The sequence below is a fragment of the Marinifilum breve genome, assembly GCF_003202155.1.
In the GTDB taxonomy this organism is placed as follows: domain Bacteria; phylum Bacteroidota; class Bacteroidia; order Bacteroidales; family Marinifilaceae; genus Marinifilum; species Marinifilum breve.
In genome coordinates, this window is the sequence record NZ_QFLI01000004.1 from 140698 (window position 1) to 153723 (window position 13026).

Genomic DNA, 13026 nt, shown 5'->3' on the forward strand with positions numbered 1-13026 from the left:
AGCTGAGGGGCGTTAGCCCTGAAATCTAATTCACATACAATAACAAAAAGAGATTTTCATAACCCTAATTTTAAAGAACTAATTACATGAAACAAATTCTATTAATTGCCTTCGTTGCACTATTAATGTCATGTCAGCATCAACGTGACACTTATCTTATAACGGGTAATCTTACAAACATTCCCGATAGTTCCATAATAAATCTATACATTGACTATGGTGATATGGGAAAACGTATTGCTACCGATACCGTTATTAATGGATATTTCGAATTCTCGGATTCTCTGGTAAAACAACCAAGTAAGATGAACCTAAGAATGAAAGATTGGCAAAATTTTTATGGACAATGCGATCTGTGGGTTGAACATGAAAAAATTACGGTAAATGGAGACGGTAAGTATTTGGCTACATGGCAGGTTGTCAGCAATATTAAAGAACAAATTGTGTTGAATAAGTTTGTGGAGGCTACTAGAACTATGGATGCAACAATAGATAGTTTGAGTATTGCACGAATGAAAAGCATAAATAATAGAGAAATTGCATCGGAAATGATGCATGAGATAGATTCATTATACAAGAGAAAACAAAATATTGAGTATGATCTGATCAAGGAGAATCCAAACAGTCGAACTGCTTTAAACAAATTGTACTACAAAATAAAATTCGATAAAAGCACTCCAAAAGAGGAAGTTCGAGAGATTTACAATAGAATTGATGAAGAATATAAAAACACATTACATGCTCAGGGAATTTTAACATGCTTAGAGGATCGTAAAGCTCCTGAAATTGGGGATAAGATGATTGATTTTGTTGCTCATGATACCGATGGAAAAAATCACTCGCTAAGCGAGTACAAGGGAAAATACCTTTTACTTGATTTTTGGAGTATGGGATGTGGCCCTTGCATGATGGCCATGCCTGAAACAAAAAAATTAGATTCGCTAAATAGAGATCAACTATGCATTATTGGCCTTAATATGGCAAGTAGCGAAGAAACATGGAAAGATGTCTCTATAAAGAAAAACATTTCTTGGGTTAACCTATCGGATGGTAAATCTACTTTCTCTGGAATTTCTTCGGTATATGGCATAACAGCCTTTCCAACCTATATTTTAATTGATCCTGATGGTAAGATTATCGACAAATGGATGGGGTACAGCAAAGGACATTTGGAGGAGAAATTGAAAAAACACATTGAAAATTTAAAGGTGTAGGTTCGCAACATTCTTTTGAAGGATATAAAGATATTTAGATATCAGGGCTACGCCCCTAAAGCACAATTCGCATTGCATATTCTACGAAGAGTGCAGGACTACGTCCCTTAACAAAACAGCTATGGGGCGTTAGCCCTAAAATCTTCGTAGCAACATCAGTTCATGTAAATAACGAAAGGGGCATAGCCCTGACATCTAATTTATAAACCATGGCAAACACATACACTCAATTGTACATTCAATACATTTTTTCTGTAAAAGGTCGAGAAAACCTAATCAAAAATTATTTTAAGGATGAGCTGGAAAAAATGATGTGTGGCATTATTAGCAATCACAATTGTAAAACCTACGCTATCTATTGCAATCCCGACCATACACATGTTTTTGTGGGAATGCATCCAACCATCTCTCCTGCTAAATTGATGGAACAGGTAAAATCTGGTTCTTCAAATTGGTTGAATGACAAAAAATATATCCCCGGAAAGTTTTCTTGGCAGGATGGTTATGGTGCTTTTACTTATTCAAAATCGCATATAGACATGGTAGTTAAGTATGTTTTAAACCAAAAAGAACATCATAAAAAACAGACATTTAAAGTTGAATATTTATCGTTTTTGAAAAAGTTTGAAGTCGATTATAATTCAAAATATCTATTCGAATGGTATGATAATGTATAAATGTTAGGGCTGCGCCCCTTGACAAAGTAACTTGGGGCGTTAGATCCAGAATCTTCATAGGAAAAATCATTATACAACTAAGCTTTACCAATGGGAAAAAAAAGAAAATCGAAACGCAAAAATAATGGTACTTGTGCCAAGGCTGGAAATGCTTTATCGGTATTTGAAAAGAGGATGAAAGCAGTTCTGCATAAGATGCTGGGCGACGATTTTCCTATGCATTTATTTACCAAAAGAGAATTGGAACACATGCAAATGCTGGTACATCATATAAAGGCAGCCCGAAAATTTGGTAACAGCATGGTTAGTAAAGCTGAATTGAAACAAGTAGACCGATTATATCAGCAATTATTGCGTAAGGAAAATATCTCCTTAGATGGTAAAAAAGTATCACTTTTTGAATTGAATGTATTTTCGGTATACTTGTTTTTTGTTCAGAAAGAGGTTAAAAGTGAACATAGAAGAAAAAAACTGATTGAGTTTGCAGGACCGGATTATGAGTACGATTGTGAGGCTTATGAGAATTTGTTTAATGCTCATAACAATATGGTATTTATAAAAGTGATTAGTTCACTTACTGATGTTAGTAAGAAGATATTCTGTCTCTCGCTTAGAAAAGATGGAGCTTGCATGGCTGAGTACATTCCTGAGGTTACTGCATTTTTGCCTATTAAAAAAAGTATCAGTATTAATGGCATTAGAAGGCCGATTTATAAAGTGGGATTACCCTCTAATGCAAATGTTCATAAATGGGCAAAGATTAATTCCTCCTTACTGGGTGATCATTACAATGGCGAAAGAAAGGAGTTGGATGTTTATATTCAGGCCCATGCTTTAAAAAGAATGGAGGAGCGTTTGGATGCCATGGGTGCTTTTAGTAGAAATTTTATGCTTACCATTACCTTTCCGCATTTAAAATCCTTAGAATCATATCGAGGCTACCTACTAATACCTATTGAACCAGGTGGTGTTCGGGTAGGTTACCTATTTTGCAATGTGATTGATGATATGTTAGTGGTCAGAACTTTTTTGTTTATCACACACAGCGCCACACCTGAAGGTGATAGATTAAAAGAGTTTACCGGTATGAACAGGTCGGATATCAGTTATTGGAAGATTGACCGATTGAGCACTCTTTTTAAAATTGACAAAGAACATTGGCCTGAATTAATTAGGATGTTTGAAGTTGTAGGTATCAAGAATATACAGAGTTTAAATATTGATGGATTTAATGATGGTATGGAAAATGAAGATGGACAAATAGATTCTTTTATCAGTGGCTTGAATGATATGAATTATAATTTGGTTAAAAAATAAAAAACGATTAGTGAAACGAATACTCATTTTCGACGAATCATAAAGAAAAAATAACCTACAAATACCTTAACATGAAACCTAAAACAAGATTATTAACACTATTGCTGCTGATGATAACAGGTATCAGCTCTTTTGCGCAAAACAATTTAAGTCCGAAATACGATGAACGAGTTGAATTGCTAAGTGTGGTGTTCCGTTTGGCTCAATCGCCTGAATACATTAATAATACCGTTAAAACTCATGCCGATGCAACTGATAAATATTTTAGCAAGTATAGCAATCATGAAGTAGTGAAGCTTACAAAAAAACTTAGAAAGAAAAACGGGGTATCTTTTGATGCGGTAATGTCGATGGCCATTCATCTGGAAATTAAAAATGGCTCGGTCTATTTTAATCCACAATTGAATAAAGATGGCTTGGATGATCGTTGGGGAAATTATGCTGATGAATTTGTACTAGCTCTTCGACGTTTTTACCAGGAAAGTAATTTTAATGCATTTTACAAAGCCAATCAACAAATGTACGATTTGGCCTGTGAGCACTTTCAAATCGTTTCCAATGAAATTAAAACTGGGTGGTTCGAAGAGTTTTTTGGCTACAAACCCAAAGGTCAATACCATATTGTTGTAGGTTTGCTACACCGTGGCAATTATGGTCCAAAATATGAGACCAAATCGGGCGAAGAGAACATCTATTCCATATTGAGTGCTTACAAGATTGACAGCACTGGATATCCAGTTTTTGAGAAGTACCAAAAGGGAACATTGGTTCATGAATTCTGCCACTCGTTTTGTAACCCATTGGGCGATAAATATTACCCTGATATGAAATCGAAAGCTTCCGATTTATTTACTTCTGTTTCAAGTTTAATGAGAAGACAAGCCTATGGATCGGCCAAAACCATGATTTATGAAATACTGGTGAGAGCCTCAACCATCAGGTATTTTGAGGACAATGGAGCCAGCAAAGAAGTTGTAAAAAAGCTAATCAATACTGAAAAAGCAAATGGTTTTCTATGGATAGATGAATTGTATGCAGCTTTGGAACGATATTCATCGAACAGAACCAAATATCATACCCTAGATGATTTTATGCCCGAAATTGTTAAGGTGCAGAACAATCTAATAGCAGATGATTTGTTGAGCGAATTTAAGAGCAATTGTCCAAAGATTATTCGTACATCATTAAAACAGCAAACCAAGAATGTTAGCACTGCATTAAAAGAGATTATTATAGAGTATGATAAACCAATGGCCAGCTACGGAATAAGCGATAAAGGCAAACAGCCCAAAATGGATTTAGAATGGCAAAACGAGGAAAGAACTCTTCTTTGCATCAAGGTAGAACTAAAACCAAAAACAAAATATTTACTTCATTTTCATCCTCCTTTTAATGTTGATAAAAAAGGTTTTCCGCTACAAGATAGTTTTGAATTGGATTTTACAACGGGGGAATAGACAAGGGTAATAGCATATAGAAACATGTACATTCTGATTGTTATCTTTTTTAAGTACCTTGTAGCATACCGAAGTTAATTTTGCAATTCATCATTTAAGCTCTATAAAACACAACAGCATGACATTAAAAGAATTATTCGACATCGCAAAGTTACAACTCCAAGATTTAACCGATCTGGATACACCTGATTTTAGATTAGAACAAGCAGAACTATTAAAAGAGGAAGACATTTGGGAAATTGTAGTATCCTATTTGGTGGAAGACACCAATAAAAATACCATTCCATCAGCAGCTTTAACTTCTGAGCATCATTTTCAGAGAGTTTACAAAAAACTCAGAATTGACAAGGACAAAAATGTGATTGGCTTCTATATGTACGACAGCAGAAAGTGATTCTACTTGGATTCAGCAAATTAAATATACCCCCTTGCTAACATCAAATTATAATTGGTGTTGGTGAGGGGGTATTCTTTACAAATAATATAAGCGATATATTTTTAATGTTTAATTGATTTGGTAACTTGGGAGACTAAAACATAGAGGTTGTCAATTCTAAATTCAACAATCTATTTCTGCATGACTATAGATTTATTTTATAGATAAATGAAATATATAAAAAAAACATTTAAAACTTTGTTTTTCATAGGTATTCTATTTTTAATTGGTATCTATGGATCTAATAAATTGGTTGAAAAAGCTGCCGCTGATAAAATCTACGATAGTACAACGAAAATTCCTCATAATAAAGTAGGCCTATTTCTTGGTACGGCAAAGTATGTATCAAATGGCCAGATTAATCTTTACTACAAGTACAGAATTGATGCCGCTGTAGCATTATTCAAAGCTGGTAAAGTGAAATTTATACTTGTTAGTGGAGACAATTCAACCAAGGAGTATGATGAGCCATCAACCATAAAAGAAGATTTGGTTAGTAAAGGCATCCCTGCCAACAAAATATACCTTGATTATGCAGGGTTTAGAACTCTAGATTCTGTTGTTCGGTGTAAAAAGATTTTTGGTCAGAATAGCATCACCATTATCTCACAACAATTTCACAATGAAAGAGCCATTTATATTGCCAATAACAAAGATATTCATGCAATTGGTTTTAATGCTAAAGATGTAAGTGTGCATTATGGTTTTAAAACTCAGCTTAGAGAGAAACTTGCCAGAGTTAAAATGGTAATTGATTTGGTTATTGGTAAACAGCCTAAGTTTCTTGGTGAAAAAATTGAAATAAAGTGAAAACAATACGATTAATGACATGCGAATCGCCAATAGAAGCCAATATCATAAAAGGGCGATTAGAAAATGAGGGAATTAGATGCTTTGTGACGAATGAAAACTTCTCTAATTTAATGCCTCATTACAATAGAATATTGGGTTCTGGAGCCGAGCTTATGATCGATCAGGATGATTACGTAAAAGCCGCAGAGATACTCGAACTGAACTCTCAGAAAGAAGTAACCTGCCCTAACTGCAACTCAAGTAATATTAAAATTAGTTTGGGCAAAAACTGGTTAAAAAAAACAATTGTTATTGTGTTCTCTTTATTTTATGCTGTTCCTTTTAATAACATTAACAGTACCTATTTATGTAAGGACTGTAAAACTGAGTTTAAAAACAGGTAGAAGTGAAAAAGCAATCAATAATGTACTTCTGATCATTTACCCTTATTTTCATTTTGGTTTTAATCAAATGATATAGTCCAAAATTTGATTATTCTCCATTATATGGCGCACGAAAACAGTTTACGGTTTTTAGGAAAAATAATTTTACCAAATCATTTTTAATGTTTAGTTGAATTTGTAATTTAGAAAATTCAAAAACTAAACATAGATATGCCTGATTTGATCGAGAAAATAGAAAGAGTGATGCGTGCTTTTATTCCTTCTGCAACACCATACATCGACGTTGAGAAAAAAATTAAAACCTGGGAAGAGTTTTCCAAAGAAAACAATGGTACACTACAAATAAAACGAACAGGCGATAATACCTTTAGTCGTTTGATCATGGAGATTCCAATTAAAAATTACATCATTCGGTTTGAGGAATCAGACATTAATCTTTTAAGAGTTACCTGCCATTTAGGAATAAAGGATTTCCGCTTCTATATCACATTCGAAGATTTAATTGAAAAAATTATAAAATCGATTTATAACCAAGAAATTGAAATTGGTGACAAAGAATTTGATGATAGATATCTGATTACTACAAATAATGAAAGCAAAATGAAGGATATTTTGTCGGATAGTAATTTAAAAAATCTTCTACTAAAGAATAATATTTCCAACTTTCATCTTGCTAACGGTGAGCTTTTTATTTTAGCAGATCGACATATAGATGAGACTGAAGAATTTGAAATTATACTAGAAATTTTTAAAAGCTTGATTTCAAAAGTGTGTCAATAATTACAATTCAAGAATAATACTTTAACGAAAAAATGATTTTAACCCAAATAAACTGGAATCCAGATCCTGAAATTGTCAATATTTTAGGTTTATCCATACGATATTATAGTGTACTATTTCTTAGTGGTATCCTCTTATCGATTACTGTTTTGAAATGGATCTTTAAAGAGGAAAAACTCCCTGAAGCCAATTTAGAAAAACTATCTATGTATGGAGTAATAGGTATTCTGCTTGGTGCCCGACTAGGACATTGTTTTTTTTACGAGCCTGGCTATTACTTTAATCATCCTTTGGAAATATTATTGCCAATTCAGTTTACATCCAATGGTGGATTTGAGTTTACAGGCTATAGAGGTTTAGCCAGCCATGGAGGTGCACTGGGCTTAATCATTGCCTTATTTGTGTATTCTCGCAAAACCAAACATGCTATGCTCGACACCATCGATTTGATTGCTGTTGTTACTGGTTTGGCTGCTGGTTTTATCCGCTTGGCCAATTTAATGAACTCGGAGATTGTTGGTATGCCAAGCACAAAACCATGGGCTTTCATTTTCAAAAGAATCGATAATATTCCCCGACATCCAGCACAGTTGTACGAAGCAATCTGTTACTTTTTGATTCTTGCCTTTATGCTGTTTTTGTATAAAACCAAGAGAGAGCAATTCAAAAATGGTGTATTCTTTGGAACCGTACTGTTTCTGATATTTGCAGCTCGATTTTTTATTGAGTTTATTAAGGAAAATCAGGTAGCCTTTGAATCCAGCATGCAATTCAACATGGGACAATTATTAAGTATACCTTACATTATTGTTGGGCTTGGATTTGTTACTTATGGAATCAGAAAAACCAGAAAACAATTGAGCTTACAAGTTTAAATTATAGAAATATGAGAAGAAATAAGATAATAATTGATGTATTATTTGTCATATTAACAACACTTATTCTAACAGGATTGGACCACTTCGAATTACTCGAGAATTATATTGGCTATGCATTAATTCCAATTCTAGTTGCCTACTTTATTGGACAACAAATTGAAAGGAAATTTAAAAATTAAGATTATGGAACTTGTAACACCAGAATTGGGAACATCTATTTGGATATTTTTATCTTTTATAATCATCGTACTTTTTGCATGGCTATTTGCAATCGTTCATATCATTAGAAACAAACAATTAACGGAAACCGGTAAGCTATTATTCTTACTTCTTGTTTTATTCGTGCCTTTATTAGGTTCAATTATTTACTTATTTGTGGGTAATCAATCCAAAATATTCAGGTAAAATTCATAATTCAAGCCACTAAAATCCGTGTAATAGCAAAAAAGATAACTTCATTAATAGTTAATTTATATTTAGTCCAATATATGTTTTGACATATTGTTTTGTATGATTTGGTAAATTTAGGCGTTCTATAACCTAAAAAAATTAACCAACTATGAAAGAAAAGCAAGAAGAAAAACTGTATATCTGTAAACCTTGTGGCTATGTAATGAAAGAAAGCGAACTACAGGATGTGTGCCCTGCTTGTGGTTTGCCAAAAAAAGTATTCGAACAATACAAAGAAAGAATGTCTCCTGGGCGTAGTAAAATCTTACATCTCGATTTACATCCTATTGCAGTTCATTTCCCTCAAACCACTTTGGTTTTTGCACTACAGGCATTATTGATCAATCTATTCTTTCCAAATTTCTACCCTGAAATATTATTGGGTACAGCCAAATTTTCAGCAGTAATCTTTCCATTTACTGTTTTTGGTGCCTTTTTAAGTGGAATGATTGATGGAAAATTGCGTTTTAAATCGGTAACCACTCCTATTCTTAAAAAGAAAATCATTTACAGTACCATAATGCTTATTGCATCTTTTTTCACTCCATTTTTAGCATGGAAAGGAATTGATGATTTACAGTCTAAGATTTTATTATTGATTTGTGGTACTATAGCATTAATCTGTGGTATTGTACTTGGACATGCCGGCAAACGATTAATGAATATTGGTATGGGTGGCGCTGTTAAAATATGGGGAAGGAAGTTTTAAAGGTATCATATTTTACAATTCAATCTTTTAGATAATAATAATGAAGAATCTACTCTTAAGCTTGGCGTGCCTTTTTACTTTAGCATCCTGCCAAAATAAAATGAAGGATTACGTAAATTCTAATCAGGATTATGCAATTATTCCTAAGCCAATTGATTTACAAGTTAAAAATGGTCGGTTTATTATAGATCAAAACACAATAATAACAGCTAATAAAGGTCTGAAAGTCGAAGGGCAATATCTTGCAGAGATTTTATCACTTTCAACAGGAAAGGAAATCCAATTTACAGATAAAACCTCGGGCAATATCAATTTAATTATAGATTCTGCATTGGTATCTGAAGAAGCTTACACACTATCTGTTGATTACAACAAGGTTCAAATTAGTGGTAAAACTGCCAAAGGTATATTCTATGGAATACAAAGTTTACGTCAACTAATTCAAAATAAAGTGCTGTGGGAAAATGAATCTGCAATTTCCAGCATTCCATCTACTCTTATCACGGATGCTCCAAGATATGCATACAGAGGCATGCATTTGGATGTAGCCCGACATTTCTTCTCGGTAGATTTTATCAAACGATATATTGATATTTTAGCGATGCACAAATTGAATTCGTTTCATTGGCATTTAACCGAAGATCAAGGCTGGCGAATTGAAATCAAGAAATATCCAAAGCTAACTGAAGTAGGAGCTTGGAGGAATGGAACCATTGTGGGCAATTACCCGGGAAGTGAAAATGACAACCTTAGGTATGGAGGTTATTACACTCAGGAAGAAGTTAAGGAAGTGATTGCTTATGCAGCCCAAAATCACATCACTGTAATTCCCGAAATTGAACTTCCTGGTCACAGTAGTGCCACTATTGCAGCGTATCCAAACCTAAGCTGTTTTCCAAAAGAAAACAGTACTGTTCCAAAAGATAGGATTTCCCAAGGATCAAAAGAAGCTCAAAAAAATGGCAAACCTAAAATCGTACAGGAATCATGGGGCGTATATGATGATGTCTATTGCGCTGGGAAAGAAGAAACATTTGAAGTTCTTGAAAATATCCTAAGTGAGGTAATTGAATTGTTCCCTTCGAAATACATCCACATTGGTGGCGATGAATGTCCGAAAGGAAACTGGAAAAGGTGTCCTCTTTGTCAGAAAAGGAAAAAAGAGCATGGCTTAAAGGATGAACATGAACTACAAAGCTATTTCATTCATAGAATCGAAAAATTTGTGAACAGCAAAGGAAAAAACATCATTGGATGGGATGAAATTCTGGAAGGAGGCTTGGCTCCAAATGCTACTGTGATGTCGTGGAGAGGCAATAAAGGAGGAATTGAAGCAGCTAATGCAGAGCACAATGTGATCATGTCGCCAAATTCCCATTGCTACTTTGATCATTATCAAGCCAAAGACAGAACAAACGAACCCATTGCAATTGGTGGATTTCTTCCTGTAGAAAAGGTTTATTCTTTCGATCCTACTCCTGATGAATTGGAAGCAAGTAAGCACAAATACATTTTGGGTGGACAAGCAAACTTATGGACAGAATACATCGGAACTGAAGAGTATGCCGAGTATATGCTCTTGCCACGACTAACAGCTCTTTCTGAATCATTGTGGTCGCAGAAAAAATTGAAAAACTGGGATGATTTTAAAGTGAGATTATCCACCTTCAAAAACAATTATGACGAATTGGGCTTGAATTACGCAAAGCACGTTTTTGAGAATCAGGAATAAGTTTGAAATAAAACAAGATATTAATAGGCAATTTCCAATTCTGGAAGTTGCCTTCTTGCATAATTCAACTCTCACATATATTTTTAAAGTTCAAGAAAGAAATCAATTGTAATGACAACTCCTGAAGAAAACAAACTTATCTACTACGTTAAGAAATGGGTGAACATCACTAGGGATGATGAATCTGCTATTTTATCCGCATTTGAACAAGCCACAATTAGAAAGAAAAAAGATTTATTGGTACCAGGAGAAATTTGCAAGTACAATTATTTTATTGTAAACGGATGCATGCGGACTTATTATATAGATGATAAAGGAGTGGAACACATCTATCACCTTAGGTTTGATAATAATTGGATTGGTGATCTTGAAAGCTTTTTCAGTCAGAAACCTTCGAAATATTATATAGAAGCACTAGAGGACACTCAATATATTCGCATTTCTAAAGATCGTTTGGATCAGTTATATGATGAAGTTCCTGCCTTTGATCGTTATTTTAGAATCCTTTTTCAAAAGGCCTATGTAAACACATTAAAGCGCTTAAATGCTAATATGTGGGAACCGGCGATTGATAGATACAACGATATGCTTAAAGAACATCCTGATATGTTTCAAAGAGTTCCTCTTACCTATATTGCCTCTTATCTTGGTATAACACCAGAAAGTCTTAGTCGAATCAGAAAAAAAAATAATCAATAGACTCCTGATTTTTCAATACCCCATTATTTATTTTTTCTAAACTTCACTTGACATAGATCAATTTTATTTCTTAACACAGGTCAAGTACTTCAAGCTTTCATGCATTTACATTTGTATTAAAAGATATTCAAAACAGAAGAATACAATTTTAATACAATAAATAAATTATAAGTCATGAAAAAGGTAAGTTTATTATTAGCGCTAGTGTTTGTAACTGGCATATCGGTATTCGCACAAAAAAGCGAAGTTAAGATTAATGAATCTCAAGTTAAATGGACTGGAACAAAAATAGGTGGATCTCATAATGGGGAAATCAAAATTGAATATGGATTTCTTTCTTTAAAGAGCGATAAAATTGTTGGCGGTGAAATCGTAATGGATATGAACAGCATTACTGTTTCCGACATTAAAGATCAAGGGTACAATCAAAAGTTAGTTGGCCATTTAAAGTCAGATGATTTCTTTGGAGTGGAAAAATATTCAAATTCGAAGTTTGTGGTAACTAAAGCCACAAAGTTTAACAATGGTAAAGCTGAAGTAACAGGTGAGCTTACCATTAAAGGCAAAACAGAAAGCTTAAGTTTTGATGTTTTTAAAGATGGAAGCAACTATACTGCACAACTTAAGATCGACCGTTCAAAATTTGATGTTCGATATGGTTCAAATTCATTCTTCGACAACCTAGGCGATAAGGCTATTGGAGATATCTTTACTCTAGATATTACACTTAGTATTTAATTCTTCATCAAGTATTGTGTGGGATTAATACCATACCGTTCCAATTAAAAACAAGAAGATCATGAATATTTTAATAGTAAAATACCTACCATCAGGTAGCAAATCAAACACTTTAGGTTTATTAAACCATTTTACAGAAAATTTAAATTCAAAACATACTATCACGGAAGTTGACTTGCTTAAATCGCCTCCAAAATATTTCGATGAGCTTACATTAGGTGCTTATGCCAAAAGAAACTTTGGCGAAATGGAACTTGATTCAAAAGAATCAGAAGCTATAAAACCACTTGATGACCTAAATGAACAATTTGTAAATGCAGATTTGATAGTACTAGCTCTTCCTATGCACAATTTTTCATTGCCAGGAATCGTAAAAGTATATTTAGATGCGATCATGCAAAGCGGTAAAGTATTTAGATATGAAAATGGAACTCCCGTTGGATTAATGGATAAAATGAAATTTGTAACACTTTACACCAGTGCAGGTAAGTATCTGGGTGATTATGAATTTTTAGATAATGTAAAAACACTTCTAAAAATAGAGCTCGACTTCATGGGCATTAAAGAATACGACTTTGTTCATGCAAGCAGTGGAAATCCTGATAGCATCGAATTAGAAGTCACAAATGCAAAACAAAAAATAGATTCAATAATTCAGAAATGGAGTCTATAATCTTTTAAGGAAGAGGCATAAAATACAAAAGGAGATGTATTTATTAAACATCTCCTTTTTTTATTATTTC

16 protein-coding genes are annotated in these 13026 nt (G+C 33.6%); all 16 read left to right on the top strand.

The features are described 5' to 3' along the window. The first annotated feature begins 86 nt into the window (after positions 1 to 86). Positions 87 to 1214 (top strand): TlpA disulfide reductase family protein, encoded by a 1128-nt coding sequence (locus DF185_RS10575; RefSeq protein WP_110360718.1) that lies wholly within the window; start codon positions 87 to 89, stop codon positions 1212 to 1214. A gap of 209 nt (positions 1215 to 1423) precedes the next feature. Further along, the gene (gene tnpA, locus DF185_RS10580) at positions 1424 to 1891 is read left to right on the top strand and encodes an IS200/IS605 family transposase (protein ID WP_110360719.1); all 468 of its coding nucleotides are present in this window, start codon (positions 1424 to 1426) and stop codon (positions 1889 to 1891) included. A 90-nt stretch (positions 1892 to 1981) separates the two neighbouring features. Further along, entirely contained in the window at positions 1982 to 3208 is a 1227-nt protein-coding gene (locus tag DF185_RS10585; protein WP_110360720.1) for a hypothetical protein, read from the top strand. Between the two features lie 71 nt (positions 3209 to 3279). After that, the gene (locus DF185_RS10590; RefSeq protein ID WP_110360721.1) at positions 3280 to 4665 is read left to right on the top strand and encodes a DUF4932 domain-containing protein; all 1386 of its coding nucleotides are present in this window, start codon (positions 3280 to 3282) and stop codon (positions 4663 to 4665) included. A gap of 118 nt (positions 4666 to 4783) precedes the next feature. Then, the gene (locus DF185_RS10595) at positions 4784 to 5059 is read left to right on the top strand and encodes a hypothetical protein (protein WP_110360722.1); all 276 of its coding nucleotides are present in this window, start codon (positions 4784 to 4786) and stop codon (positions 5057 to 5059) included. A 210-nt stretch (positions 5060 to 5269) separates the two neighbouring features. Beyond that, positions 5270 to 5911: a SanA/YdcF family protein gene (locus DF185_RS10600; RefSeq protein ID WP_207784627.1), complete on the top strand. Its 642-nt coding sequence runs from the start codon at positions 5270 to 5272 to the stop codon at positions 5909 to 5911. Next, a complete protein-coding gene (locus DF185_RS10605; protein ID WP_133250017.1) occupies positions 5908 to 6297 on the top strand; it encodes a putative signal transducing protein in 390 nt (129 codons plus the stop codon). The genes DF185_RS10600 and DF185_RS10605 overlap by 4 nt, the downstream gene beginning before the upstream one ends. A gap of 210 nt (positions 6298 to 6507) precedes the next feature. After that, positions 6508 to 7077 carry a hypothetical protein gene (locus DF185_RS10610; RefSeq protein ID WP_110360724.1) on the top strand — a complete coding sequence of 190 codons (570 nt, stop codon included), beginning with the start codon at positions 6508 to 6510 and terminating at the stop codon, positions 7075 to 7077. A 32-nt stretch (positions 7078 to 7109) separates the two neighbouring features. Continuing rightward, positions 7110 to 7952 (top strand): prolipoprotein diacylglyceryl transferase, encoded by an 843-nt coding sequence (gene lgt / locus DF185_RS10615; protein WP_110360725.1) that lies wholly within the window; start codon positions 7110 to 7112, stop codon positions 7950 to 7952. An 11-nt stretch (positions 7953 to 7963) separates the two neighbouring features. Continuing rightward, positions 7964 to 8134 (top strand): hypothetical protein, encoded by a 171-nt coding sequence (locus DF185_RS23585; protein WP_165836005.1) that lies wholly within the window; start codon positions 7964 to 7966, stop codon positions 8132 to 8134. Between the two features lie 4 nt (positions 8135 to 8138). Further along, on the top strand, positions 8139 to 8360 hold the full coding sequence (locus DF185_RS24210; RefSeq protein WP_110360726.1) for a PLDc N-terminal domain-containing protein: 222 nt from the start codon (positions 8139 to 8141) through the stop codon (positions 8358 to 8360). Positions 8361 to 8514: 154 nt separating this feature from the next. Continuing rightward, complete coding sequence (locus DF185_RS10625) at positions 8515 to 9114, top strand: rubredoxin-like domain-containing protein (protein WP_110360727.1); 600 nt, start codon at positions 8515 to 8517, stop codon at positions 9112 to 9114. A 40-nt stretch (positions 9115 to 9154) separates the two neighbouring features. Then, positions 9155 to 10846, top strand: coding sequence for a beta-N-acetylhexosaminidase (locus DF185_RS10630; RefSeq protein WP_110360728.1), 1692 nt, complete (start codon positions 9155 to 9157; stop codon positions 10844 to 10846). Between the two features lie 111 nt (positions 10847 to 10957). After that, on the top strand, positions 10958 to 11545 hold the full coding sequence (locus DF185_RS10635; protein WP_110360729.1) for a Crp/Fnr family transcriptional regulator: 588 nt from the start codon (positions 10958 to 10960) through the stop codon (positions 11543 to 11545). Positions 11546 to 11719: 174 nt separating this feature from the next. Next, complete coding sequence (locus tag DF185_RS10640) at positions 11720 to 12283, top strand: YceI family protein (protein ID WP_110360730.1); 564 nt, start codon at positions 11720 to 11722, stop codon at positions 12281 to 12283. A 61-nt stretch (positions 12284 to 12344) separates the two neighbouring features. Further along, complete coding sequence (locus tag DF185_RS10645) at positions 12345 to 12956, top strand: FMN-dependent NADH-azoreductase (RefSeq protein WP_110360731.1); 612 nt, start codon at positions 12345 to 12347, stop codon at positions 12954 to 12956. Positions 12957 to 13026 lie beyond the last annotated feature (70 nt).

Bases quoted from the DNA above. Each gene is read 5' to 3' on its own strand.
- DF185_RS10630 (WP_110360728.1), top strand. From the start codon at position 9,155: ATGAAGAATCTACTCTTAAGCTTGGCGTGCCTTTTTACTTTAGCATCC.
- DF185_RS10595 (WP_110360722.1), top strand. From the start codon at position 4,784: ATGACATTAAAAGAATTATTCGACATCGCAAAGTTACAACTCCAAGAT.
- DF185_RS10600 (WP_207784627.1), top strand. From the start codon at position 5,270: ATGAAATATATAAAAAAAACATTTAAAACTTTGTTTTTCATAGGTATT.
- DF185_RS10625 (WP_110360727.1), top strand. From the start codon at position 8,515: ATGAAAGAAAAGCAAGAAGAAAAACTGTATATCTGTAAACCTTGTGGC.
- DF185_RS10585 (WP_110360720.1), top strand. From the start codon at position 1,982: ATGGGAAAAAAAAGAAAATCGAAACGCAAAAATAATGGTACTTGTGCC.
- DF185_RS23585 (WP_165836005.1), top strand. From the start codon at position 7,964: ATGAGAAGAAATAAGATAATAATTGATGTATTATTTGTCATATTAACA.
- DF185_RS10640 (WP_110360730.1), top strand. From the start codon at position 11,720: ATGAAAAAGGTAAGTTTATTATTAGCGCTAGTGTTTGTAACTGGCATA.
- DF185_RS24210 (WP_110360726.1), top strand. From the start codon at position 8,139: ATGGAACTTGTAACACCAGAATTGGGAACATCTATTTGGATATTTTTA.
- DF185_RS10645 (WP_110360731.1), top strand. From the start codon at position 12,345: ATGAATATTTTAATAGTAAAATACCTACCATCAGGTAGCAAATCAAAC.
- tnpA (WP_110360719.1), top strand. From the start codon at position 1,424: ATGGCAAACACATACACTCAATTGTACATTCAATACATTTTTTCTGTA.
- DF185_RS10610 (WP_110360724.1), top strand. From the start codon at position 6,508: ATGCCTGATTTGATCGAGAAAATAGAAAGAGTGATGCGTGCTTTTATT.
- DF185_RS10590 (WP_110360721.1), top strand. From the start codon at position 3,280: ATGAAACCTAAAACAAGATTATTAACACTATTGCTGCTGATGATAACA.
- lgt (WP_110360725.1), top strand. From the start codon at position 7,110: ATGATTTTAACCCAAATAAACTGGAATCCAGATCCTGAAATTGTCAAT.
- DF185_RS10575 (WP_110360718.1), top strand. From the start codon at position 87: ATGAAACAAATTCTATTAATTGCCTTCGTTGCACTATTAATGTCATGT.
- DF185_RS10635 (WP_110360729.1), top strand. From the start codon at position 10,958: ATGACAACTCCTGAAGAAAACAAACTTATCTACTACGTTAAGAAATGG.